This window comes from Pseudomonas sp. GNP014 (assembly GCF_054344005.1).
In genome coordinates, this window is record NZ_JBTGUS010000001.1 from 3678460 (window position 1) to 3701723 (window position 23264).

The window sequence follows — 23264 nt, forward strand, 5'->3', positions numbered from 1 at the left end:
CTGCCAATCGACCGAGAATTTAGCCATGACTGTCCTGACTCGCCTGCCTTCTGCGCCGGCACAATCGCAAGCGCTCCATCCTGCCGGCAATCTGCGGCAGCTGTATGAAGCGCTGCTGCGCGATGAAAATCCCCGGGAACGTGCTCACGCTTTTTTGCAGGAGCAGTTGCAACAGGCCGCAGATATCGCTGAAACCTTGCCACGCGATCCTGGGCGCTGGCATGAGTGGATGACCGCGCACTGTAACGAGGTCGCCCGGCGATACGCCGATTACCTGCAACAACGCCAGGCAGGCGGCCCACGGCAGTACTTCAGCAACAAGGCTCAGGCGCTGTACTTTCTGCAAGCCGTCGCACCGACCAAACTGGTCGATGGTGCCTGGCTGTCCGGCCTTTTGCCGCAGTGGCACGACCCGCGTTTCGCGGGACTGTTGAGCACCTATCTGGAAGAACTTGGCGAGGGCAATCCGGCGCAGAATCATGTGGTGATTTACCGCAAACTGTTGGCCGATCACGACCTGCAGGAAAGCGCCGCCATCGCCGATGAACACTACCTGCAAGGCGCGCTGCAACTGGCGCTGGGGCTTGGCGGCATGGACTGTCTGCCGGAGGTGATTGGCTACAACCTCGGCTACGAACAATTGCCGCTGCACCTGCTGATCAGCAGTTACGAACTCAGCGAACTGGGCATCAATCCGTACTATTTCACTCTGCACGTGACCATTGATAACGCCAGCACCGGGCATGCGCAAAAAGCCGTGCAGGCTGTGCTCGACCTGCTGCCGCTGGAAGCCGATCGCAGCGAGTTTCTGCGGCGGGTTTCTTTGGGCTATCGCCTCAACGATCTGGGCCAGGGCAGTCGCGCGATCATTGAAGGCTTCGATCTTGAGCGCGAGTTGCTGGCGATGCTCGAGCGCAAGCGGCCGTTCGGCCAGCACCTGCATTCGGACTATTGCCGTTTTGAAGGCCAGACCGTCAATCAGTGGCTGGCGACGCCGGAGCAGTTGCCCGGTTTCCTTCAGGCCATGCAAGACAAAGGCTGGATCAAGCGCAATCAAGACCCGCAAGCCAGTCGCTTCTGGCAACTGATCTGCGGCGATGGCGCCGCGATGTTCGGCGTGTTCAACGCCTATGAAAAACAACTGTTGCACGACTGGATTGCCGGCAGCTGGACATCCCCGAAAGCGGTGAAACCCGCTCGACGCCATGGCCAGACTTTGGCACCCGCGGTCATTCCCAAGCAGGATCCCGATCTCCAGCAATTGAACGCAGCGCTGCAAGGCCAGGACGATCACGCGCAAATGGCGCTGTTGATCCCGTGGCTGGCGCCGGCGCGGCATGCGCATCCGGCCGGATTGCTCGCCACTCGCCGCTTTATCGAACTCAAATCCCGCCTGCCTTAAGGAGCGACCCAATGATTCAGGAAGATTCACTGTGCGCCGATGATCTTGCACTGTTGCAACTGGGCCGCCGCCTGCAAGCCGACGGTTATCGTTTTATCACGCCCACCCCGCTGACCCACCAACGGGTCAACCAGCGCAACGAAGGCCAGGCGGTCGATTCCCTGCGCGATGTATTCGGCTGGTCGCGGCCATTTGAAGCAGGGCTGTTGTCCGCCGATGAACTGCAGCAACTGCAGGACGCTCAGGTCATCGACAATTACGCCGGTTGCTTCAAGAGCCGGGTGCGCTGGTCGAGTCTGGATGACTTGCTGTTTGTGCATTCGGCGTTCCCCACCGACGCCGCCGACGCGGTGTTTTTCGGCCCCGACACCTATCGGTTTGCGCAACTGATTCACGCTCACCTGCAGCAGAATTTTGCCCCGGTCAAACGCGCCGTCGATATCGGCTGCGGCGCCGGGGTCGGCGCGATCCTTATCGGCCGGGCGCGGCGTGAAGCGCAAGTGCTGGCGCTGGACATCAATCCCGCCGCGCTGCGCCTGACCACGATCAACGCGGCGCTGGCCGAGGTGGCCAACGTCGAAGCCTGCGCCAGCGATCTGTTGCAGGGGGTCGAGGGGGAGTTCGACCTGATCGTCGCCAACCCACCGTATATGGCCGATCCGGCGGCACGCGCCTATCGACATGGCGGCGGTACCCTGGGCGCCGGGCTGTCGCTGCGCATCGTCGAGCAATCACTGAATCGCCTCACACCCGGAGGTTCGCTGTTGCTCTACACCGGCGTGGCAATGGTCGATGGCCACGATCCGTTTCTCGACACGGTGCTGCCGCGCCTGGATCAAAAGCGCTTTGGCTGGACCTACCGCGAACTCGATCCCGATGTCTTCGGCGAGGAGTTGCTCAACCCCGGCTATCAGCGGGTTGACCGGATTGCCGTGGTGGCGCTGACCGTGACCCGAATTGGCTGAAACAAGGCAGGTGTGCGATGACCAGGAACCTCGACGACTACAACCGCATGCGCGATTTCTCGGCGACCTCGGAGCCTGCCGCCGTCAAGCGCCCGGGACGCAAAACCGCCGGCAACCACGCCTTGCAGTTCTGCATCCAGAAGCACGACGCGTCGCACCTGCATTATGACTTTCGCCTGGAACTCGACGGTGCGCTGAAAAGCTGGGCGGTGCCCAAGGGCCCGTCACTCGACCCCAAGGTCAAGCGCCTGGCGGTGCATGTCGAGGATCACCCGCTTGATTACGCCACCTTCGAGGGCAGCATTCCCGAGGGGCACTACGGCGCCGGGGATGTGATTGTCTGGGATCGTGGCGTGTGGATCCCGCTGGAAGACCCGCAAAAAGCCTACGCCAAAGGCAAGCTCAAGTTCGAACTGCAAGGCGAGAAACTCGCCGGGATCTGGAATCTGGTGCGCACGCACATGCCGGGCAAGAAAGAGAACTGGTTTCTGATCAAGCATCAGGACAGTGCCGCCCGCCCGCAGGAGGATTACGACGTACTGGTCGCCGAGCCGGACAGCGTATTGAGTGAGCGGACAATTGTCGGCAAACCCAAACTGGCGGCCGAAACCAGCAAAACGGCGAAAAAGACTAAGACCCCATCACGCAAGCCGACCAGCGCCACGCTCGGCGGGGCGCATAAGGCGAAAATGCCTGCCTCGCTCAAACCGCAACTGGCGACGCTGGTCGACAGTGCGCCGCAGGGCCAGTGGAGTTACGAGATCAAGTTCGACGGTTACCGGATCATGGCGCGGATCGACGGTGACCAGGTGCAACTGTTCACACGCAATGGCCATGACTGGACGCACAAACTGGCGCAACAAGCCGCGGCGCTGGCCGCGCTGGGTCTCGAATCGGCGTGGCTCGATGGCGAAATGGTCGTTGCCGATGAACACGGCGTGCCGGATTTCCAGGCGCTGCAAAACGCCTTCGAGAGCGGACGCAGCGGCAACATTCTTTATTACCTGTTCGATCTGCCGTATCTCAACGGCGTCGACCTGCGCGAAGTGCCGGTCGAGGAGCGCCGCGCGGCCCTGTCCACAGTGCTCGGTGCCCATGAACAACCGTTGCTGCGGTTCTCCGAGGCGTTCGATGAAACCCCGGAGGCACTGCTCAACAGCGCCTGCCAGATGCAGATGGAGGGCGTGATCGGCAAACGCCTCGGCTCGCCTTATGTGTCCCGCCGCAGTGGCGACTGGATCAAACTCAAATGCAAACACCGGCAGGAATTCGTGATCGTCGGCTACACCGATCCGAAAGGCTCGCGCAGTGCTTTCGGCGCCTTGTTGCTGGGCCTGCATGACCGCGACAGGGGTGAACTGCGCTATGCCGGCAAGGTCGGCACCGGTTTCAACGAGACCACGTTGAAAACCCTCCTGGGCCAGCTCAAACCCTTGCAGGTAAAGAAAGCCGCCGTGGTCAATCCACCGAGCGGTTTCGAAGCCAAGGGCGTGCATTGGTTGAAACCGAAATTGCTCGCCGAAGTCGCGTTCGCCGAAATGACCCAGGACGGTTCGGTGCGCCACGCAGTGTTCCATGGCCTGCGCGATGACAAGCCGGCCAAGGACATTACCGAAGAGCGAGCGACGCCCGTGAAGACATCCAGAACCAAGGCCTCCGACAGCAAGGCTTCCGCCAGCAAGCCTTCCGCCAGCAAGCCTTCCACCAGCAAAAAAGGCGCAAAAAAACCGGCAACAGAAGCCGCTGCGAGCAAAGCGAAAACCGTGCCGTCACAACGGGACCTGGCCAATGGCAAGGTGCGCATCACTCACCCGGACCGGGTGATCGACGCCGTCAGCGGCACCACCAAGATGCAACTGGCCGAGTACTACGCCAGCGTCGCCGAATGGATTCTGCCGCAACTCAAGGATCGCCCGGTGGCGTTGGTGCGTGCTCCGGAGGGTATCGCCGGCGAACTGTTCTTCCAGAAAAATGCCGAGCGGCTGGCGATTCCTGGCATCACAACGCTGGACAAGGATGTCACCGGTCAGCCCGTGATGTTGATCAACAATGCTGAAGCGTTGATCGGCGCGGTGCAGATGAGCACGGTCGAACTGCACACCTGGAATGCCACCACAGTCGATCTGGACAAGCCCGATCGCTTCGTCCTCGACCTCGACCCAGACCCGGCGCTGCCGTGGAAAAGCATGGTCGAAGCCACTGCGCTGACGCTAACAGTGCTCGATGAGCTGGGCCTCAAGGCCTTTCTGAAAACCAGTGGCGGCAAGGGTATCCATCTGGTCGTACCGCTGACCCGTAAGCTCGGCTGGGACGAGGTCAAGGACTTCAGCCACGCGATCGTCAGCCACATCGCCAAGCTGTTGCCGGATCGTTTTTCGGCGGTGTCAGGGCCGAAAAACCGCGTCGGACGGATCTTCATCGACTACCTGCGCAACGGTCTGGGGGCCACCACCATTTGCGCCTACGCGGCGCGTACCCGTGAGGGCTTGCCGGTGTCGGTGCCGCTGTTTCGTGAGGAGGTCGCCGAGATCAAGGGCGGCAACCAGTGGAACATCCACAATGTTCACGAGCGCCTGGCTGAGGTCGGCGACGAACCTTGGGCAGACATGAAGAAAACCCGTCAGAGCATCACCGTACAGATGCGCAAACGGGTCGGCATGCACCCGTGATCAGGTATCACGCAGCAAGTCGTGGGCGTTGAGCAGTTCGAAGGCGATTTGCGGATGATTTTCCAGGCCGCGACGAATCGCTGCCGGGATTGCCGCACGTGTCTTGCGACAGAGTCCCGGCAACTCATCAATTTGAATGGCGATGCCGCGCATGGTGCGCACTTCGTTGAAACCGGGCGCGACATCGACGCGAATCCCCAGTTGCTCGAACATGCGCTGTTGCAGGTGTCGCAGATCGGCAAGATCCTTGAGCCTCTCCAGACGCGCCAGCAGGCGTTTTTCTTCCTCGCGGGTCAGGCGCAGGATGCGCACATCCGCGCCGGGCGTTTCCAGCAACGGATCGCGCCCGCAATTGCAGGCGCCGGGCGGGCAGGGTGAGCGCAGGGGCACAGAAGTCGTCATGGCCTCCATCATAGAGGCCGTCGGACAGTTTTGCCTATGCGCCGTCAGCGGCCATCCATCGGCCGCGTCATCCCTGACGGCTACTGATTCAGACCTTCGTAATGCACCAGAATCGCATTGGCGAGGTCTTCATCGCTGGCGTTGAGACCGGGGTTGTCGTGACGCACCTGTTGCAAGACCGACTCAAGATAAACCCCACGGATGGCCCCGCCGCTGGCGACAAATGCAGACAAGTCGTCACGGGCCGGGATCACCATCTTGTGATCCTTGAAGGTCGAGTACAGCGACGCGGAGACACCCGCCGAGGTGGCAACATCACCCGCATCGACGCGGGCCAGCGCCGAACCGACCGGCAGGCATAAGAGTAAAGAAGAAACGAGCACTAACTTGCGCATGACGGTGTTCCTCCACAAGCGCGAAGCAAAAAGGAAATACTGCATAGTGTGAGAGGGGCGCGGTGGGGCGGAGTTCCGTAGGGCGCTAAAGTCTGTGTGAATGCAAAAAAGACTCGGGCAACACCGTTAAGGGTTGCCCGGGTTCACGCGCGCTCAGATCACCCCGCAGGCCATGCGATCGCCGCCACCGCCCAAAGGTTTCGGCTGGTCGGAGTGATTGTCGCCGCCGGCGTGGATCATCAGCGCGTGACCCTTGATCTGGGAGATTGTCTTCAGGCGCGGTGCCAGCACCGGATAGTTGGCCATGCCGTCGGCGGTCACGTAAACCGCCGGCAGGTCACCCAGATGGCCATCGGCATAAGGGCCGAGGTGTTTGCCGGTTTTCTGCGGGTCGAAGTGCCCTCCGGCGGCCAGTGCGGCGCCTTTCACGCCATCCTTCATGCCGGCTTCGCAACTGCCGTTTTCATGGACATGGAAGCCATGTACGCCGGCCGGCAGGGATTTCAGGTCCGGGGTGAACAACAGGCCATACGGCGTCTCACTGACCGTAATCGAGCCGATGGCCTGCGGCGCGCCATTGGCACTGACCAGATTGATGGCGACTTTTTCGGTGGCTGCCTGAGCCGTACCAATGGCGAAGGTGCCTAGCAATCCCAACCACAGTGCGCGTTTCATAAGCGTTTCCTTTTGCTGCCTGAGTGTTTTGAACGCCGGACTCAATAGCCCGGCGGTATTAACCCGCGATGAAGGTGTGCAAAGTGAGACTTGCCGCGCAATCCGAAAGTTTTACCGCGTTTCTCCCGCGCGCAGACACCTGCTGTCACGTTCTGGCACGGCAGACCCGCGTAAATAGGCTTAACTGAAGATCTGACAGGCGCTTGCGGGCGTGGCGAAGGGGGAGAACATTACGGTGTCGATCAAACTGCGTTTAGTGTTGCTGATTGTTACCAGCCTGCTGACGGCGTTGATCGTGAGTCTGGTCAGTTATGTCGGCAACGTGCGAATGGCTTCGGCGGTCAGCGACAATGCGGTGAGCATGAGCGCACTGCGCAACCACATGGAAGCCGACATGATGCACGACGCCCTGCGCGCCGATGTCTACTCGGCGATGTTGGTCGGGTTGGGCAAGAGCACCAGTACAGCGACCGAGGTGCGTGACTCGATCAATGAGCATGCCGGGCACTTCCGGGAAGTGCTCGATGACAACCTCAAGTTGCCGATCAACCCGACGCTGCGCACGGCGCTGGAACAGATCAAGCCGAATCTCGATACCTACATCAATGCTGGTGAGCGCATCGTCGGGCTGGCGTTGGACAACCCGGACGCCGCGCAGCAGGAACTGGGCACCTTCAACACCGCCTTCGGCCAGCTGGAAGAGCAGATGGCTGCGTTGAGTGAATTGATCGAATCCAACACGCAGCAGACCAGTGCGGCGACTGAAGCGGCGATCCGCAATGCCAACATCGCCCTCGGCGTGGTGCTGATCGCCAGCCTGTTACTGCTGTTGGCGCAAGGGCGCTGGGTCATCCTGAGCATCATGGGCCCGCTGAAGTCCGCCAGTCACATTGCCGAAAGCATCGCCCATGGCAACCTCGGCGAGCCGATCATCGAACCGACCGGCAAGGATGAAGCCAGTGCGCTGATCCGCACACTGGCGACCATGCAGCGCGATTTGCGCAACATGATCGACGTGGTGCGACGCAACGCCCACGGCGTCAGCGGTATGAGCGAACAACTGAGCCACGGTTGCCATCAGGTCGCCGACAGCAGCCAGCAACAAAGCGTCGCCGCCGGCACCATGGCCGCGGCTGCCAGCCAGATGACCGCGAGCATCGAGGAAATCACCCGCCATGCCGAACGCGCCCTGAGCATGGCCAATCAGGCTGAATCACTGGCAAAGAATGGCGGGCAGGTCATCCATCAAGTGGTCAGCGACATGGACGACATTGCCCGCTCGGCGCAACAGTCGGCGCAGGTAATTCGTACGCTGGATCAGGAATCCGAAGGCATCTTCAACATTATTCAGGTGATCAAAGGCATTGCCGATCAGACCAACCTGCTGGCGCTCAATGCCGCGATCGAGGCAGCCCGGGCCGGCGAACAGGGCCGGGGCTTCGCGGTTGTGGCGGATGAAGTGCGCAGTCTGGCGGCGCGAACCAGCGCCTCGACCCAGGAAATTGCCGCGATGGTCGCGCGCATCCAGCACAGCACCCGCGAGGCGGTCAGCAGCATGGAGGCCGGTGTGGCGCAGGTCGACAAGGGCATGGCAGTGACGGCGGACGTCGAACGGGCGATTCGGGAAATTCTGCAGGCCACGCTGAGCACGACACAGCTGGTCAACGACATCACCCGCACCATTGGCGAACAGAGCCAGGCGAGCAATGAAATCGCTCATCAGGTGGAGATGATTGCGGGGATGTCCGAGGGCAATAGCCGGGTGATCGGGCAAACGGCGAATACCACCGATGAGTTGTCGAGCCTGGCAGGGCAGTTGGCGCAGTCGGTGGATCGGTTTCGTCTGTAAGGCTGCCGTGAGTCAAGTCAGCCTGCGCTGCCGGAATGGGCCCCTTAGCGGGAAAGCCCGCTCCCACGGGGTTTTGTCGTGTGAATATCGACCCCGTGGATCGTTTGAAGGCTTCAGCCAGAGCCAGCGTCGGGTTCATGTTCAGCGTTTGCCGGCCGATAATTCCCACAGCGGAAAAAGACCATCAAGTCGGGAACAGACGCGCGGGTTTGCCCTGACGTGATATTCTTCGCGCCAACTTGGTTTGACCTTATTCAGTTTGCTTGCCTTCGGGCGGGCTGACGGAATCCCTGTCGCTCAAGTAGCTGAGCCAATAATGATAAGAAGTCAGTTCAGAAGGGACATTAACTGAGGTCGATGCGGCATGTCGGCCTTGTGTGCCCACCCGTCAAAATTGAAGTGTGCCGGAATCTGCGACGCGAGCCTGAGCGTCATCAAAGCGGATCGCATACTGATAACAGCGGCGGGCGGAAGGCGTTTTATCATAGGTGCAACAGATGTTTAAAAAAGTGAACACAGCCCTGCTGGGGCTGGCTTTGGCGATGGGGATGTCTTCCGCCAATGCTCAAGACCCGAAGAAAGTCGATGTACTGCTGATTGGCGGCGGCATCATGAGCACCACCCTGGGTGTGTGGATCAATGAGCTGGAGCCGAGCTGGTCGATGGAAATGGTCGAGCGTCTCGACGGCGTCGCCCTGGAAAGCTCCAACGGCTGGAACAACGCCGGTACCGGTCACTCGGCGCTCGCCGAGCTGAACTACACCCCGGAAGACGACAAAGGCAACGTCACGATCCCGAAAGCTGTCGAGATCAACGAAGCGTTCCAGGTCTCCCGTCAGTTCTGGGCCTGGCAGGTTCAGCAAGGCGTTCTGAAGAACCCTCGCTCGTTCATCAACACCACGCCGCACATGAGCTTCGTGTGGGGTGATGACAACATCAAGTTCCTGAAAAAGCGCTACGAAGCCCTGCAGGCGAGCCCGCTGTTCGCCGGTATGCAGTACTCCGAAGACCCGGCTGTGATCAAGAAGTGGGTTCCGCTGATGATGGAAGGGCGTGACCCGAACCAGAAAATCGCGGCCACCTGGAGCCCGCTGGGTACCGACATGAACTTCGGCGAAATCACCCGCCAGTTCGCCGCTTACCTGCAGACCAAGCCTAACTTCGACCTGAAACTGTCGAGCGAAGTCCAGGACATCACCAAGAATGCCGATGGCACTTGGCGCGTCAGCTACAAAAACCTGAAAGACGGCAGCAAAACCGAAACCGACGCCAAGTTCGTGTTCATCGGCGCTGGCGGCGGCGCGCTGCACCTGCTGCAGAAGTCGGGCATTCCTGAAGCCAAGGAATACGCGGGCTTCCCGGTTGGTGGTTCGTTCCTGGTGACCGATAACCCGGCCATCGCTGAACAGCACCTGGCCAAGGCCTACGGTAAAGCGTCGGTTGGCGCCCCACCGATGTCCGTTCCGCACCTGGACACCCGTGTCCTGGACGGCAAGCGTGTCATCCTGTTTGGCCCATTCGCGACCTTCAGCACCAAGTTCCTCAAAGAAGGCTCGTACCTGGACCTGCTGACCAGCACCACCACCCACAACATCTGGCCTATGACCAAGGTCGGCATCAAGGAATACCCGCTGGTCGAGTACCTTGCTGGCCAACTGATGCTGTCGGATGAAGACCGTCTGAACGCGCTGAAGGAATACTTCCCGAACGCCAAAGCCGAAGACTGGCGCCTGTGGCAAGCCGGCCAGCGCGTGCAAATCATCAAGCGTGATGAAGCCGCGGGCGGCGTGCTGAAACTGGGCACCGAAATCGTTGCTGCACAAGACGGCACCATCGCTGGTCTGCTGGGCGCATCGCCAGGCGCGTCGACCGCTGCACCGATCATGCTGAGCGTGCTGCAGAAAGTCTTCAAGGACAAAGTCGCGACCCCTGAGTGGCAAACCAAGCTGCACCAGATCGTTCCAAGCTACGGTACTCAGCTGAACAGCGATCCAGCCAAAGTGGCTGCAGAGTGGGCTTACACTGCCAAGATCCTCGAACTGCCGACGCCTCCGGTGATCGGTCAGGTCGCTGCTCCGGCAGTCGATGCTGCGGCTGACAAGGCCAAGGCTCCGAAGGAAAACGCTGCACGTGACATGGCGCTGTAACCAGACGCCTGACACACAAAGCCCACTGAACCGGCGACGGTCAGTGGGCTTTTTTGTGGCTAAGCGTTTTGCAGGTGCTGTCGAGTGAAACGAGGCTGCTCCCACCGTGCTCAGGATTTGGCCTTGGCCAGATAGACACCCAGGCGCCGTCCCATCTCTTCGCCCAAGGCCTGTAATCCGCTCAGGGGCCGTACCATCACTTCAAACTCGACAATCTTGCCGCTTTCGTCAAAGCGAATCATGTCGATGCCTTTCAGTTCTTTCGTCCCGACTTTCGCACTGAACTCCAGAATCACATTCAAGCCATCGGCAGTCGCCAGTTCCCGGTGATAGTGGAAATCCTCAAACACCTCGAAGACGGTGTTGAGGATCATCGACACCACCGGCGCGCCGGGGTAGGGCGTGTGGGCCATCGGCGAGCGGAACACGGCTTGCGGATCGAGTAAACCGGGCAGGGCGCTGAGGTTGCCGGTGCGGATCATTTCGTGCCATTTGCCTAGCGATACGGCGACATTGGGTTGCAGGTTCAGGTCGGTCATCTTCACTCCAGAGTTTTTCTTTTTGTTCTTGCGACGGCAATGACTCTAGATCAACCACGCCGAAATTGAACCCTCGTGCCGCAATCTGAATATCCGCCCATGGCCCAAGCGGATCAGATGAGCATCTGATCCGTATTTTTTCACTGGATCTGCCTCTGTAACCGGCGCAGTCATACGCTCAAAATGCCCCGGCAGTTCGGTCACTCGCGGCAGTTCTTCATCCCGAAGCGCCCAGTGCACCGCAAGCTCAGCATTGAGGAGAGCAACATGAACAAGATGGCGATTTTTCTGGGTGGATTCCTGACACTGACCATTCTGATCGGCCTGCTCGCGACGATTTCGCCGGTCTGAGGCGACCCTTTTCAAATGACGGCCACAGGAGTGTCGCGCAAAGCATGTTTAAATGCCGCGCCCCACACCTGTAAATGGACTTCAGCCATGGCCGAACACCGCATCCGCGCACTCGCACTTTGTGTTTTTCATCACAACGGCAAAATTCTGGTTAACGAATTTCGCGACCCGGTGAGCGAGCAAACCTGCTTTCGGCCTGTCGGTGGCGGTATCGAATTCGGCGAGACGAGCGCCGAAACCATCGTGCGCGAAGTGCAGGAGGAGTTGCGGCTGTCCATGACGGATATGCGCCTGCTCGGCACACTCGAAAGCCTGTTCGTCTACAACGGCAAACCGGGGCACGAAATTGTCCAGGTATACGACGCGACGTTTATCGATCCGGGCGTATACCACCACGCACAGATCGATGGCCATGAAAGCGACGGCGCGCCCTTCACCGCGCGCTGGCATGACAGCTCAAGCTTCAGCGAGCACGCGCCGTTGGTGCCGAAAGGCTTGCACGAACTGCTGAAGAACGCCGGCTTGCTCCGCTGAGCCCAGTTGAGGGGTGACGCTATCGCGAACTTGCTCGCGATAGCGATCTGTCAGTCACCGCTGTTTCGGCGACGTTCAATACCGTCCGGGTTGCCAACGTCCAGCAACCTTCTTTCCACCAATACATTTTCAAGGGCCTGGCGCTCGATTGGCGCCATTTGGTGCTCACGCTTTTTCAGCTCCAGCAGGATCGGGCTGGACCAGGTGCGGTAGGTCTGTTCGATGTTGCGACGCGACGTCATCAGTCTCTCCTTGAAAAAGAGCCCGGTGTTGCGGGCAGGGGCTCTATCCGATGAGGTAGTAACTCTAGATGACAAACCCTGAAGTCGCGAATGCGCTGCGATCTCCTGTAGGAGTGGGGTGGGGGTGAAGAGGGTGGCACGATCGCGGGCGGCTGCGGTCGTAATCTTCACACGCGTATTACCTGTGGAGATCCAATGAGCCAGGAAGTCTTGACCACCGAAACCAATCGTCGCCAGTTGCAACAGATCATCGCCGGTTTGTCGGACGGGGTGATTCTGCTGGAGCTGGATCAGAGCATTCTCTGGGCCAACGAAGCGGCGCTGGCCATGCACGGGGTCAGCCGGATTGGTGAGCTGGGCACGAGTGCCGGCGAATACGCCAAGCGCTTCAGCCTGCGCTATCGCAATAACCACACCCTGCCACCGGAGAACTATCCGATCAGCCGCGTCGCTCGCTGCGAGGTGTTCAGTGATGTGCTGATCGAAGTGTCCGCCGTCGATGACCCGGAGCGCGTCTGGGTGCACAACGTGCGCAGCATGGTGCTCACCAACCGCGAAGGTCAGCCCGAGTCGCTGGTGCTGATCATGAGCGACGTCACCGACTGGGCTAACGCCGAGCAGCGTTTCGAAAGGACCTTCAACGCCAACCCGGCACCGGCGGTGATCTGTCGTCTCAGCGACTTGCGCTACATCAAGGTCAATCCGGGGTTTCTGGAGATGACCGGCTACACCCGCGATCAGGTGATTGGCACTTCCTCCTACGAAATCGACATTTTCGAGCAGGCCGAACACCGAGACCTGGCGATCCAGCGCTTGCGTGATGTCGCGACCATCCCGCAGATGCAAGCCGAACTGCGCTTGCCTGATGGCAGCAACAAGCAAGTGATCGTGGCCGGGCAGCCGCTGACGCTCAACGATGAGGATTGCATGCTGTTTTCCTTCGTCGATATGGAGTTGCGACGCAAGGCCGAAGTGGCGCTGCGCCAGAGCGAGGAGCGCTTCGCCAAGGCATTTCGGCTGAGCCCGGTGCCGATTCTGATTTGCAGCGCCGACGAGCAACAGGTGATTGATGTCAACCAGGCGTTCCTCGACACGCTGGCGTATGACAGCGCAGAGGTGCTGGGCAAAACCGTGACGCAGCTGGGTTTCATCGACGACAGCAGCACCCGGTCGCGGTTGTTGACGGCGCTGGAGCAGAACGGCCGGATTGATCGGGTCGATGTGCGGGTCCGCAAGAAGGATGTGGAGTTGCTTGAGTGCGCGGTGTCCGCCGATACCGTCAACATTCAGGACACGCGCTGTTATTTGCTGGTGCTGATGGACATCACCGAGCGCAAACGCACCGAGCTTGAACTGGTCGCGGCAATTGAAGAGGTGATGAAAGATGCCTCCTGGTTCAGCCGCACGCTGATTGAGAAGCTGGCCAATGTGAAGAAGATCAACGCGCCACAACTGCCGAGTGTTTCGTTCACCGATCTCACGGCGCGTGAACGCGATGTGCTGGGGTTGATCTGTGAAGGGCTGGCTGACAAGGAGATTGCAGCGCGACTGAAACTGGCGCCGAACACGGTGCGCAATCATGTGGCGACGGTGTATTCCAAACTCGATGTGCATAGCCGCAGCGAGGCGATTGTCTGGGCGCGGGAGCGTGGGCTGTTTTCCGGTGAGTGGAGCAGCAAGAATCAGCGGTAGGTGCAAATGCACTAGTTGAATCAGTGCAAATGGAGGTGTTGGCTCAAGGGGGCTGTTCTTAGTCTGGTGGGGTGCGATACGAGCCATTCGGTTCGGGATCGCGTCCCTTCGAAGTAACTATAGGAACAGCCCCATGATGAATATTGCGCAGTTGCGCGCGCGGCTGGAACACAGCTTTTCACCGCTGGCGTGCGAATGTCTGGTGGATGGTGACCATTCCTTGACGGTGAAGCTTTATCACCCGGGGTCGGGGCAGGTCGATCTGGTGATCAGTGGGTTGAAGCTGGATTCTCTGCGTACGCCTGAGGCGGTGCAGGGGTTGATTGACGAGTTGCGGTATGAGCTTGAGAGTTTTTCTTTGCGCTCTTCTCGGGATCCTGATTTGGCCTAGGGTTGGGGGTATGAGACTTGGCGGCCTTTGGGCCGACCATGTTCTTGGGGTTTGGGTGTATATCCGTTTTTTGGGGTGTGGCGGCGGGCGGTTTCGCCCTTACGGCGACTCACTTTTTTGACAAACGCCTCAAAAAAGTAAGCAAAAAAAGGCTTGCCCCAGCGTTCGGCCCGCTCGCTGGGGCTCGGGGTTCCTTCGTTGCGGGTTTCATCCGGGGGCATCGCCTCCGGTTTGCTTCGCTGCACCTCCTCTCGATGTATGCGGCTTCGCCGCACGGCGCTCCGCGCCTGCCCCCCGGATGAATCCCTCCACTCAGCCTGCCGAAGGGGCCTGAAGATCAAGATCAAGATCAAAAGCAGGCGAGCTGACACTCGGCCTATTGGTTGGCTCGGTTATTGTGGGAGACAGCGGCGGCCTGACAGCCGACCATGCTCTAACGGAACGCACCCAAACCAACTGTGGGAGCTGGCTTGCCAGCGATGGCGGCCTGACAGCCGACCATGCTCTAACTGAATGCACTCAAACCAACTGTGGGAGCTGGCTGGCCAGCGAAGGCGGCCTGACAGCCGACCATGCTCTAACTGAATGCACTCAAACCAACTGTGGGAGCTGGCTTGCCAGCGAAGGCGGCCTGACAGCCGACCATCCTCTAACTGAATGCACTCAAACCAACTGTGGGAGCTGGCTTGCCAGCGAAGGCGGCCTGACAGCCGACCTTTCTCTAACTGAATGCACCCAATCCAACTGTAGGAGCCAGCTTGCTGGCGATGGCGGCCTGACAGCCGACCATCCTCTAACTGAATGCACTCAAACCATCTGTGGGAGCTGGCTTGCCAGCGAAGGCGGCCTGACAGCCGATCATCCTCTAACTGAATGCACTCAAACCAACTGTGGGAGCTGGCTGGCCAGCGAAGGCGGCCTGACAGCCGACCATGCTCTAACTGAATGCACTCAAACCAACTGTGGGAGCTGGCTTGCCAGCGAAGGCGGCCTGACAGCCGACCATGCTCTAACGGAACGCACCCAATCCAACTGTGGGAGCTGGCTTGCCAGCGATGGCGGCCTGACAGCCGACCATGCTCTAACTGAATGCACTCAAACCAACTGTGGGAGCTGGCTGGCCAGCGAAGGCGGCCTGACAGCCGACCATGCTCTAACTGAATGCACTCAAACCAACTGTGGGAGCTGGCTTGCCAGCGATGGCGGCCTGACAGCCGACCATCCTCTAACTGAATGCACTCAAACCAACTGTGGGAGCTGGCTTGCCAGCGAAGGCGGCCTGACAGCCGACCATGCTCTAACGGAACGCACCCAAACCAACTGTGGGAGCTGGCTTGCCAGCGAAGGCGGCCTGATAACCGACCATGCTCTAACGGAACGCACCCAATCCAACTGTAGGAGCCAGCCTGCTGGCGATGGCGGCCTGACAGCCGACCAGGGTTCGGCTGTGCCGAAAAGCAAAATCGACAGCCAGGCATGTCTTCGGCGGCGGGTTTACTGGCGGTTACAGGGGGCTCGGCTATAAAGAATGAGTGGTCAGGTCTTCCGTGTTGGGTTGTGCGCGGGAGTGGGTCTCCCTTTATCGCGGGTCGTCCTATGAACAATCTTGGGAAACGCGTGTGTTCGCCGTTGTCGCTGGTTTTTTCCGTAGCGTTGCTGGCCGGTTGCGCCAGTCCGCCGCCACCTCCACCGGCCGCGCCGCCTCCGCCGCCGGTACGCACCTGTCAGGTGCTTGAGGACACTCAAGTGGCCGGCGACATGTATGTCGACGGGCAGATCACTCGTCACATCACCACGACCCGTTGCGTCACTCAATAGCGCCGGCGGGGCGCAAGTCTCGGGTTGAGCAAATTGTGCTGGTGGCCGACCTGGCCGGTACGGCGGTGTTTGCTGTCGAGGGTGCGATTGCGGCAATGCACAGTCGGCTCGATTTGCTCGGGGTGATGGTGATTGCGTTTATTGTCGCGCTTGGCGGCGGGGTGACCCGTGACGTGCTGATCGGTGCCACGCCGCCGAACGCCGTGGCCGACTGGCGTTATCCGGCGCTGGCGTTTTTCATGGGCGGGCTGGCGTTTGTCTGTCATGAGCAGGTGTTGGGCTGGTCCGGTTCAACCCTGATCGTACTGGACGCGGCGGGGCTGGCGCTGTTTGCCGTGGCCGGGGCGCAGAAGGCGTTGAATTTCGGGATCACGCCGTTTGTGGCGATGCTGATGGGCACGATCACCGGCGTCGGTGGCGGGGTGATTCGCGACATTGTGCTGGCGCGGATACCCGTGGTGTTGCAGGCGGATTTGTATGCCAGTTCGGCGTTTGTCGGTGCAGCGGTGTTGATCATGGGCCGCAGGCTGGGCGTTTCGCCGGTAGCGGCGGCGTTGCTGGCGGGAGCGGCGTGTCTGACGCTGCGGTTGCTCTCGGTGCATTTCGGCTGGCAGTTACCGAAAGTCCTCGATGCCTGATTCAAGCAACGACCTGTGGGAGCGAGCTTGCTCGCGAATGCGGTGTGTCAACCCAATCATTGTCGATTGACACTACGCCTTCGCGAGCAAGCTCGCTCCCACAGGGTTAATCATTTGCCGTTTAAATCAGGACAGAAACCCACCGTCCACATTCAGCGCAACCCCGGTGGTGTAGCTCGACGCATCACTCGCCAGGTACAGCACCGCCCCGGCCATTTCACTCGGATCAGCCACACGCTTGAGCGGAATTTGCGTCAGCGCCTGCTTGAGGATTGCATCGTTCTTCACCAGCGCCGAGGCGAATTTGGTGTCGGTCAGGCCCGGCAGCAGGGCGTTGCAGCGGATGCCGAATTGCGCGCATTCCTTGGCGAAGACCTTGGTCATGTTGATCACAGCAGCCTTGGTCACCGAGTAGATGCCCTGGAAGATCCCCGGCGAAATGCCGTTGATCGACGCGACGTTGATGATGCTGCCACCACCGTTCTCGCGCATCAGCTTGCCGGCTTCGACCGACATGAAGAAATAGCCGCGGATGTTTACATCGACAGTCTTCTGGAACGCACCCAGATCGGTGTCGAGCACGTTGCAGAACTGCGGGTTGGTCGCAGCGTTGTTCACCAGAATATCCAGGCGGCCGAACTGTTCCTTGATCCCGGCGAACACCTGGCTGATCTGTTCCATTTCACCGATATGGCAGGCCACTGCGGTGGCTTTGCCGCCGGCGGCGATGATCGCATCGGCGACGTGCTGGCAGCCTTCGAGCTTGCGGCTCGAAACGATCACGTGGGCGCCTTGCTGGGCCAGCAGTTTGGCGATGGCTTCACCGATGCCACGGCTGGCGCCGGAAACAAAAGCGATCTTGCCGTCGAGGTCGAACAACTGAGTCTTGGACATAGGGGTTCCTTGGTGTGGGCCGTCAGAGGCTCGATTTCGCAATGACCTGCAGGCTCATCTGCTCCAGCAGTTTGTTCATGTGAATGAACTGCGCGAAGCGTTTGTCCTGGGTCTGGCCATGGTAGAAGCGGTAGTAGATCTGCTGCACGATGCCGGCCAGGCGGAACAGACCGTAGGTGTAGTAGAAGTCGAAATTGTCGATCTGGATGCCCGAGCGTTCGGCGTAGTAGTCTACGAACTCGCGGCGGGTGAGCATGCCTGGCGCGTGGCTCGGCTGACGGCGCATCAGTTGCACCGGTGCCGGGTCGCCGGCTTCGATCCAGTAGGCGAGGGTGTTGCCCAGGTCCATCAGCGGATCGCCGAGGGTGGTCAGTTCCCAGTCGAGCACGCCGATGATTTGCATCGGGTTGTCCGGGTCGAGGATGACGTTGTCGAAGCGGTAGTCGTTGTGGACGATGCTCGAGGTCGGGTGATCGGCCGGCATCTTGTCGTTGAGCCAGGCTTTGACGGCTTCCCAGTGCGGTGCGTCCGGGGTCAGGGCTTTTTCGTAGCGTTCGCTCCAGCCCTTGATCTGACGGGCAACGTAGCCTTCCGGCTTGCCCAGATCGCCGAGGCCGCAAGCGTTGTAGTCGACGCGGTGCAGTTCGACGAAGCGGTCAATGAAGCTTTTGCACAGTGCTTCGGTTTTCGCCGCATCGAGGCCCAGCTCCGGCGGCAGTTCCGAGCGCAGGATGATGCCCTTGACCCGTTCCATCACGTAGAACTCGGCGCCGATCACCGCTTCGTCGGTGCAGTGCACGTAGGCTTTCGGGCAGTACGGAAAACCGTCGCGCAATTGATTGAGGATACGAAATTCGCGGCCCATGTCGTGGGCGGATTTGGCCTTGTGGCCGAACGGCGGACGGCGCAGGACGAACTCCTGCTCCGGGTATTCCAGCAGGTAGGTCAGGTTCGACGCGCCGCCGGGAAACTGGCTGATCGCAGGTAAGCCGCTCAGGCCCGGAATATGCGCCTTGAGGTACGGATCAATCAGGCTGGCATCGAGTTCTTCGCCAGAGCGGATACGGGTGGACTGGTCAGTAAGCGCCATGCTTATCCCTTCTGCTTATTTTGGAGGCCAGACATCATTGGCTAATCTAATGGCGCGCTCGGGCGGTCACAAGCGCGGGTCGGTCTTATAGGTTAGCGTGTTGCCGGATAATCACCTTTGGGAATGTGCGCGAGGAGCCGCAGCAGACTAAGGTTTAGCGGGTATGCCGTGTCCACGAAGGAGTCGGGAAATGGGCTGTCCGCAAGTCTGTGCACACCGCCACATTGCAATGCAGCTTTGGCGCCGCGCCGTCGATGCTCAATGTGCTGCCAGTGAACCGCACGCTGACCGGCGGTATGCCGGCGGCGAACATCATGGATCACATCCCGCTGGTCAATATCCTGCCGTTCGGAGTGTGCATGAGCATGGCCAACCCGATGGTGGCAGCGGCAACCGCTGCGGCGCTTGGGGTGTTGACGCCGATGCCGTGCATTCCGGCGACGGCCACGCCGGTCGGAGTACCCCGGTGGCGCGCCGACGTTGTTATTGGGCGGCATGCCGGCGATTGATGCCAACAGCACTTTGATGTGCAACTGGGCGGGGGTGATCAAAATCGCCATGCCGGGGCAGATGCAGATGCTCATCCCCTGAACCGCTAACCCTCACCCCAGCCCTCTCCCAGAGGGAGAGGGGGCCGACCAAGGTGTCTGGCGCGATACATCGACCTGAACGACCGAGTCGATGATGGATTCACTGCATACCTTTCACGCCGGCATAACTCGCCAATCTGCGCCGATCAGTTCCCTCTCCGTCGGGGAGAGGGTGAGTGAGCCAACCAAGGTGTCTATCGCAATACATCGACCTGAACGACCGAGCCGATGATGGATTCACTGCATACCTTTCACGCCGGCGTAACTCGCCAATCTCCCCCGATCAGTTCCCTCTCCCTCGGGGAGAGTGAGCCGACCAAGATGTCTGTCGCGATACATCGACCTGAACGACCGAGTCGATGATGGATTCACTGCATACCTTTCACGCCGGCATAACTCGCCAATCTCCCCCGATCAGTTCCCCTCTCTCTCTCGCGGAGAGGGGGCCGACCAAGATGTCTGTCGCAATACATCGACCTGAACGACCGAGTCGATAATGGATTCACTGCATACCTTTCACGTCGGCGTAACTCGCCAATCTCCCCCGATCAGTTCCCTCTTCGTCGGGGAGAGGCAGAGTGAGCCGACCAAGGTGTCTGTCGCGATACACCGACCTGAACGACCGAGTCGATGATGGATTCACTGCATACCTTTCACGTCGGCATAACTCGCCAATCTCCCCCGATCAGTTCCCTCTCCCTCGGGGAGAGGGTGAGTGAGCCGACCAAGGTGTTTATCGCAATACATCGACCTGAACGACCGAGTCGATGATGGATTCACTGCATACCCTTCACGTCGGCGTAACTCGCCAATCTCCCCCGATCAGTTCCCTCTTCGTCGGGGAGAGGCAGAGTGAGCCGACCAAGGTGTTTGCCGCGATACATCGACCTGAACGACCGAGCCGATGATGGATTCACTGCATACCTTTCACGCCGGCATAACTCCGCCAATCTCCCCCGATCAGTTCCCTCTCTCTCTCGCGGAGAGGGGGCCGACCAAGATGTCTGTCGCGATACATCGACCTGAACGACCGAGCCGATAATGGATTCACTGCATACCTTTCACGCCGGCGTAACTCGCCAATCTCCCCCGATCAGTTCCCTCTCCCTCGGGGAGAGTGAGCCGACCAAGATGTCTGTCGCGATAACATTCGACCTGAACGACCGAGTCGATGATGGATTCACTGCATACCTTTCACGCCGGCGTAACTCGCCAATCTCCCCCGATCAGTTCCCTCTCCCTCGGGGAGAGTGAGCCGACCAAGGTGTCTGTCGCGATACATCGACCTGAACGACCGAGTCGATTATGGATTCACTGCATACCTTTCACGTCGGCGTAACTCGCCAATCTCCCCCAATCAGTTCCCTCTCCCTCGGGGAGAGGGCTAGGGTGAGGGGCTCTTCGAGGTTCTCAGGTCTGCTGCGGATCCGCCCACTGCCGATACCACCAACGCACCCGCGAAATCGGCTTGCCATCCGCTCCCAGCGGCCGGCCGTCCTCGGCAAAGCCTTGCTCCGGCTCCAGCAACTGCCCGTTCACATACCGCGCCTCGGCCGCCGGTTTGCCATTGGGATGAAAGCGCTGATAACGCCCCTCACGCACACCATCGCGATAAAACTCCGCCTCAGCCACTTGTCCGTCAGGAAAGTAATTGAACGCCTCGCCATGCAGCAACCCACGGCGGTAGGTCGCCTTGCGTTGCAACCAGCCCTCTGCGGAATAGAAACTCGCGACGCCTTGCACCTTGTCGCGCACAAATGGCATCTGCGCCGAGACCTTGCCATTGGGGTGATAGAGCAGGGAGGTCCCTTGCAGCACCCCGGCGCTGTAGTTGAGGTCTGCCTGCTTGCGCCCGTCATCCTTGATCTGCAGCGGCCCGTCGAGCTGGCCGTCCTGCAGACGCCCCTTGAGCTGCTTGTCATCCTGCTGCAGATCCAGCGGTGTGATCGCCATGAGTGCTCCCTGTCAGTTGACTTGCACCAGCCCGCCCTTGATGGTCAGCATGCCGCCACCATCGACAGTCTGCGAAGCCGCGCCCTTGTTGGTCAGGCTTATCCCGGCATCGTTGGTCAGTGTGGTACCGGCCTTGTTGTCCAGCGATGTACCGGCCTGATTGGTCAAGGCAGTTCCGGCCTTGTGGGTGATCGAGGTACTGGCCGACGTGGCCAGATCGGCGCCACTTTTGATGGTGAAGCTGCCGCCACTTTGCAGGGTCAGGGTGCCGCTGACCTTGATCGTCAGGTTGCCGTCGACGGTCAGGCTGTAATCGCCGGTGACTTTGTCGGTGTAGTTGCCGCCGGTGCTGTGATTCTGATCGGCACCGACTTTCACCGTGCGGCTGTCCTTGACGTCCAGGGTGTCGCTGCCGGTTTGAATCGTGACGCTGCGTTTGCCTTTCTCCAGGGTTACGGTCTCGTCGCCGTCCTTGACCGTGCGGGTGCGTGCATTCTGTACGGTGAGGGTTTCGTCGTGGCCGACGGTGGCGGTGGTGTCGTTGAGGACATTGATCTTCAGGTCTTTCTGCGCCTGCAAAAACACCTCTTCGGCATCCTTCTTGTCCTCAAAACGCAGCTCGTTGAAACCACCGCCACCCTTGGATGACTGCGTCTTGATCCCCGACTGGGTCTGATTGGCCGGCAAGGCGTAGGGCAGGGCGTTGTCGCCGTTGTACACGCAACCGGTGACCAGCGGCCGGTCGGGATCGCCGTCGATAAAGGTCACGATGACTTCCTGACCGATGCGCGGAATGAACTGCATGCCGAAGCCTTTGCCGCTCCACGGCAACACCACGCGCACCCAGCAGGAACTGGTTTCATCGTTCTTGCCGTCGCGATCCCAAGGGAACTGCAACTTGATCCGGCCGTACTCGTCGGTCCAGATTTCTTCGCCAGACTTGCCCACGACAATGGCGGTCTGCGGATGCATGCGCGGTTTCGGCGTGGTGCGTTGCGCGCGGAACGGCGTGGCTTTGGGGATCGCTTCAAAACGGTTGCGATAGCGTTCGTGGCTGACGTCATGGGTGACCCGCGTCACCACCCAGTCGATATTCAGGCTCGCGTCTTCATGCCCGTCGAGGGTGAACCAGTGCCCCGGCACCAGCCAGCGACAGTCGCTTTCACCGACAAAACGTTTCTCTTCGCTGCGCAAACCCTCAACCCGTTGCTTGGTCAGCGCATCGCCCCGGGCCTTGGCGTTGTAACCGCCCGGATGCTCGTAGATCGAACGCGGCCCGGCCACCGCTTCCGCCTGGCCATACAGCGATGTAGTTGGCGTGGTGAATTCGTAATCCGTGGCCCGATACACCCCGGCTACCGCTTGCAGGCACACCTGCCCGGCGCGAATTCCGTGTAACTCACGCTCACCCATTCCCTGACCCAGATACTTGACCTTCGGCCCGTTGGGGATCGCTACGAAGGCGTCGTTGCTGTCACCGAGCACCAGCGTGTGTTTGCCGCTGTCGTGGGTGAAAAACCAGAAAATGCCGTCTTCTTCCAGCAACCGCGAAACAAATGCGAAATCGGTTTCGCCGTACTGCACGCAGTATTCGCGCGGTGTGTAACTGCCGCTCAGCGACAGCTTGAAATCGGTAAAGCCGTGGGCCTTGAAAATCGTCGTGACAATGTCCGAAGTGGCGAGGTTCTGGAACACCCGGTTATTGCTCGCCAGGGTCAGCCACCACAGCCACGGCCTTAACAACAACTGGTAGCGCTCGGCCGTGGCATCGGCGGGCAATTGGCGGATCTCGGCAACCAGCGCATCGAACGGGCGCAGTTGCGCGTCATTGTGCAGGGTGGTGGTGACGTGGGTGGCAATGGCACTGGTCAGCGTCAGAGAGGCGCCGTCATTCACGCCGTTGAGGGTTTGCGATCCGAGTGAGTTGAGCGCTTCTTCACCGGACAGTGATTCAGGATAAAGCGCCGACAGCGAGGGGGCGGTGAGGGAGAGGGTGGTGTTGCTGTCAGTCGAGCGAGTCATGAGCAA

19 protein-coding genes and 2 pseudogenes are annotated in these 23264 nt (G+C 60.0%); 12 read left to right on the forward strand and 9 right to left on the reverse strand.

What is annotated here, in order from left to right:
• Positions 1–25: 25 nt before the first annotated feature.
• Genes ACXX9E_RS16565 through ligD form a run of 3 tightly spaced genes read left to right on the forward strand, consistent with a single transcriptional unit; the run spans position 26 to position 5036 of the window.
• On the forward strand, positions 26–1402 hold the full coding sequence (locus ACXX9E_RS16565) for an iron-containing redox enzyme family protein (RefSeq protein WP_458555735.1): 1377 nt from the start codon (positions 26–28) through the stop codon (positions 1400–1402).
• 11 nt (positions 1403–1413) lie between these two features.
• The gene (locus ACXX9E_RS16570; RefSeq protein WP_458555736.1) at positions 1414–2367 is read left to right on the forward strand and encodes a methyltransferase; all 954 of its coding nucleotides are present in this window, start codon (positions 1414–1416) and stop codon (positions 2365–2367) included.
• Between the two features lie 17 nt (positions 2368–2384).
• Positions 2385–5036 (forward strand): DNA ligase D, encoded by a 2652-nt coding sequence (ligD, locus tag ACXX9E_RS16575; protein ID WP_458555737.1) that lies wholly within the window; start codon positions 2385–2387, stop codon positions 5034–5036.
• Here ligD and ACXX9E_RS16580 read toward each other — a convergent pair whose 3' ends face one another.
• From ACXX9E_RS16580 to sodC, 3 genes are all read right to left on the reverse strand, one after another.
• The gene (locus tag ACXX9E_RS16580) at positions 5037–5438 is read right to left on the reverse strand and encodes a hypothetical protein (protein ID WP_185015820.1); all 402 of its coding nucleotides are present in this window, start codon (positions 5436–5438) and stop codon (positions 5037–5039) included.
• Between the two features lie 80 nt (positions 5439–5518).
• Positions 5519–5833 carry a DUF2388 domain-containing protein gene (locus tag ACXX9E_RS16585; RefSeq protein ID WP_025111286.1) on the reverse strand — a complete coding sequence of 105 codons (315 nt, stop codon included), beginning with the start codon at positions 5831–5833 and terminating at the stop codon, positions 5519–5521.
• 153 nt (positions 5834–5986) lie between these two features.
• Positions 5987–6508: a superoxide dismutase family protein gene (gene sodC, locus ACXX9E_RS16590; RefSeq protein ID WP_123467646.1), complete on the reverse strand. Its 522-nt coding sequence runs from the start codon at positions 6506–6508 to the stop codon at positions 5987–5989.
• 235 nt (positions 6509–6743) lie between these two features.
• Here sodC and ACXX9E_RS16595 point away from each other — a divergent pair.
• From ACXX9E_RS16595 to mqo, 3 genes and pseudogenes are all read left to right on the forward strand, one after another.
• Positions 6744–7499 (forward strand): annotated as a pseudogene (locus ACXX9E_RS16595) (MCP four helix bundle domain-containing protein); the annotation flags it as partial.
• Positions 7500–7631: 132 nt separating this feature from the next.
• Positions 7632–8357 (forward strand): methyl-accepting chemotaxis protein, encoded by a 726-nt coding sequence (locus tag ACXX9E_RS16600; protein WP_371921311.1) that lies wholly within the window; start codon positions 7632–7634, stop codon positions 8355–8357.
• A gap of 497 nt (positions 8358–8854) precedes the next feature.
• Positions 8855–10504: a malate dehydrogenase (quinone) gene (mqo, locus tag ACXX9E_RS16605; RefSeq protein WP_128615404.1), complete on the forward strand. Its 1650-nt coding sequence runs from the start codon at positions 8855–8857 to the stop codon at positions 10502–10504.
• A gap of 110 nt (positions 10505–10614) precedes the next feature.
• Here mqo and ACXX9E_RS16610 read toward each other — a convergent pair whose 3' ends face one another.
• Positions 10615–11043 carry a nuclear transport factor 2 family protein gene (locus ACXX9E_RS16610; protein WP_123467650.1) on the reverse strand — a complete coding sequence of 143 codons (429 nt, stop codon included), beginning with the start codon at positions 11041–11043 and terminating at the stop codon, positions 10615–10617.
• A 438-nt stretch (positions 11044–11481) separates the two neighbouring features.
• Here ACXX9E_RS16610 and ACXX9E_RS16615 point away from each other — a divergent pair, with 438 nt between their 5' ends.
• Positions 11482–11928 carry an NUDIX hydrolase gene (locus ACXX9E_RS16615; protein ID WP_458555738.1) on the forward strand — a complete coding sequence of 149 codons (447 nt, stop codon included), beginning with the start codon at positions 11482–11484 and terminating at the stop codon, positions 11926–11928.
• 50 nt (positions 11929–11978) lie between these two features.
• Here the strand turns inward: ACXX9E_RS16615 and ACXX9E_RS16620 are convergent, their stop codons facing one another.
• Positions 11979–12170, reverse strand: coding sequence for a hypothetical protein (locus tag ACXX9E_RS16620; protein ID WP_128615405.1), 192 nt, complete (start codon positions 12168–12170; stop codon positions 11979–11981).
• Between the two features lie 195 nt (positions 12171–12365).
• Here ACXX9E_RS16620 and ACXX9E_RS16625 point away from each other — a divergent pair, with 195 nt between their 5' ends.
• The 4 genes from ACXX9E_RS16625 (at position 12366) to ACXX9E_RS16640 (ending at position 16709) form a co-directional block, all read left to right on the forward strand.
• Positions 12366–13862: a helix-turn-helix transcriptional regulator gene (locus ACXX9E_RS16625; protein WP_186747641.1), complete on the forward strand. Its 1497-nt coding sequence runs from the start codon at positions 12366–12368 to the stop codon at positions 13860–13862.
• A gap of 133 nt (positions 13863–13995) precedes the next feature.
• Complete coding sequence (locus tag ACXX9E_RS16630) at positions 13996–14253, forward strand: DUF1652 domain-containing protein (RefSeq protein ID WP_123467658.1); 258 nt, start codon at positions 13996–13998, stop codon at positions 14251–14253.
• A gap of 1596 nt (positions 14254–15849) precedes the next feature.
• Complete coding sequence (locus ACXX9E_RS16635) at positions 15850–16071, forward strand: hypothetical protein (protein ID WP_458555739.1); 222 nt, start codon at positions 15850–15852, stop codon at positions 16069–16071.
• Positions 16072–16106: 35 nt separating this feature from the next.
• Positions 16107–16709, forward strand: a complete 603-nt coding sequence (locus tag ACXX9E_RS16640; protein ID WP_123467662.1) for a trimeric intracellular cation channel family protein — start codon at positions 16107–16109, stop codon at positions 16707–16709.
• 126 nt (positions 16710–16835) lie between these two features.
• On the opposite strand, the gene ACXX9E_RS16645 is transcribed toward ACXX9E_RS16640, so the two are convergent.
• Together ACXX9E_RS16645 and ACXX9E_RS16650 are read right to left on the reverse strand one after the other, a co-directional pair.
• On the reverse strand, positions 16836–17603 hold the full coding sequence (locus tag ACXX9E_RS16645) for an SDR family oxidoreductase (RefSeq protein WP_041480848.1): 768 nt from the start codon (positions 17601–17603) through the stop codon (positions 16836–16838).
• Positions 17604–17625: 22 nt separating this feature from the next.
• A complete protein-coding gene (locus ACXX9E_RS16650; RefSeq protein WP_186747643.1) occupies positions 17626–18693 on the reverse strand; it encodes a phosphotransferase family protein in 1068 nt (355 codons plus the stop codon).
• 190 nt (positions 18694–18883) lie between these two features.
• Here ACXX9E_RS16650 and ACXX9E_RS16655 point away from each other — a divergent pair.
• Positions 18884–19284: pseudogene (locus ACXX9E_RS16655) on the forward strand (DUF4280 domain-containing protein).
• A 1409-nt stretch (positions 19285–20693) separates the two neighbouring features.
• Here ACXX9E_RS16655 and ACXX9E_RS16660 read toward each other — a convergent pair.
• The gene (locus tag ACXX9E_RS16660; protein WP_222833182.1) at positions 20694–21236 is read right to left on the reverse strand and encodes a toxin-antitoxin system YwqK family antitoxin; all 543 of its coding nucleotides are present in this window, start codon (positions 21234–21236) and stop codon (positions 20694–20696) included.
• A gap of 12 nt (positions 21237–21248) precedes the next feature.
• A complete protein-coding gene (locus ACXX9E_RS16665; protein WP_222833181.1) occupies positions 21249–23258 on the reverse strand; it encodes a type VI secretion system Vgr family protein in 2010 nt (669 codons plus the stop codon).
• Positions 23259–23264 lie beyond the last annotated feature (6 nt).

What these genes read in the sequence shown, in the direction of transcription:
- ACXX9E_RS16565 (WP_458555735.1), top strand. Translation starts at nt 26, where the DNA reads ATGACTGTCCTGACTCGCCTGCCTTCTGCGCCGGCACAATCGCAAGCG.
- ACXX9E_RS16570 (WP_458555736.1), top strand. Translation starts at nt 1,414, where the DNA reads ATGATTCAGGAAGATTCACTGTGCGCCGATGATCTTGCACTGTTGCAA.
- ligD (WP_458555737.1), top strand. Translation starts at nt 2,385, where the DNA reads ATGACCAGGAACCTCGACGACTACAACCGCATGCGCGATTTCTCGGCG.
- ACXX9E_RS16580 (WP_185015820.1), bottom strand. Translation starts at nt 5,438, where the DNA reads ATGACGACTTCTGTGCCCCTGCGCTCACCCTGCCCGCCCGGCGCCTGC.
- ACXX9E_RS16585 (WP_025111286.1), bottom strand. Translation starts at nt 5,833, where the DNA reads ATGCGCAAGTTAGTGCTCGTTTCTTCTTTACTCTTATGCCTGCCGGTC.
- sodC (WP_123467646.1), bottom strand. Translation starts at nt 6,508, where the DNA reads ATGAAACGCGCACTGTGGTTGGGATTGCTAGGCACCTTCGCCATTGGT.
- ACXX9E_RS16600 (WP_371921311.1), top strand. Translation starts at nt 7,632, where the DNA reads ATGGCCGCGGCTGCCAGCCAGATGACCGCGAGCATCGAGGAAATCACC.
- mqo (WP_128615404.1), top strand. Translation starts at nt 8,855, where the DNA reads ATGTTTAAAAAAGTGAACACAGCCCTGCTGGGGCTGGCTTTGGCGATG.
- ACXX9E_RS16610 (WP_123467650.1), bottom strand. Translation starts at nt 11,043, where the DNA reads ATGACCGACCTGAACCTGCAACCCAATGTCGCCGTATCGCTAGGCAAA.
- ACXX9E_RS16615 (WP_458555738.1), top strand. Translation starts at nt 11,482, where the DNA reads ATGGCCGAACACCGCATCCGCGCACTCGCACTTTGTGTTTTTCATCAC.
- ACXX9E_RS16620 (WP_128615405.1), bottom strand. Translation starts at nt 12,170, where the DNA reads ATGACGTCGCGTCGCAACATCGAACAGACCTACCGCACCTGGTCCAGC.
- ACXX9E_RS16625 (WP_186747641.1), top strand. Translation starts at nt 12,366, where the DNA reads ATGAGCCAGGAAGTCTTGACCACCGAAACCAATCGTCGCCAGTTGCAA.
- ACXX9E_RS16630 (WP_123467658.1), top strand. Translation starts at nt 13,996, where the DNA reads ATGATGAATATTGCGCAGTTGCGCGCGCGGCTGGAACACAGCTTTTCA.
- ACXX9E_RS16635 (WP_458555739.1), top strand. Translation starts at nt 15,850, where the DNA reads ATGAACAATCTTGGGAAACGCGTGTGTTCGCCGTTGTCGCTGGTTTTT.
- ACXX9E_RS16645 (WP_041480848.1), bottom strand. Translation starts at nt 17,603, where the DNA reads ATGTCCAAGACTCAGTTGTTCGACCTCGACGGCAAGATCGCTTTTGTT.
- ACXX9E_RS16650 (WP_186747643.1), bottom strand. Translation starts at nt 18,693, where the DNA reads ATGGCGCTTACTGACCAGTCCACCCGTATCCGCTCTGGCGAAGAACTC.
- ACXX9E_RS16660 (WP_222833182.1), bottom strand. Translation starts at nt 21,236, where the DNA reads ATGGCGATCACACCGCTGGATCTGCAGCAGGATGACAAGCAGCTCAAG.
- ACXX9E_RS16665 (WP_222833181.1), bottom strand. Translation starts at nt 23,258, where the DNA reads ATGACTCGCTCGACTGACAGCAACACCACCCTCTCCCTCACCGCCCCC.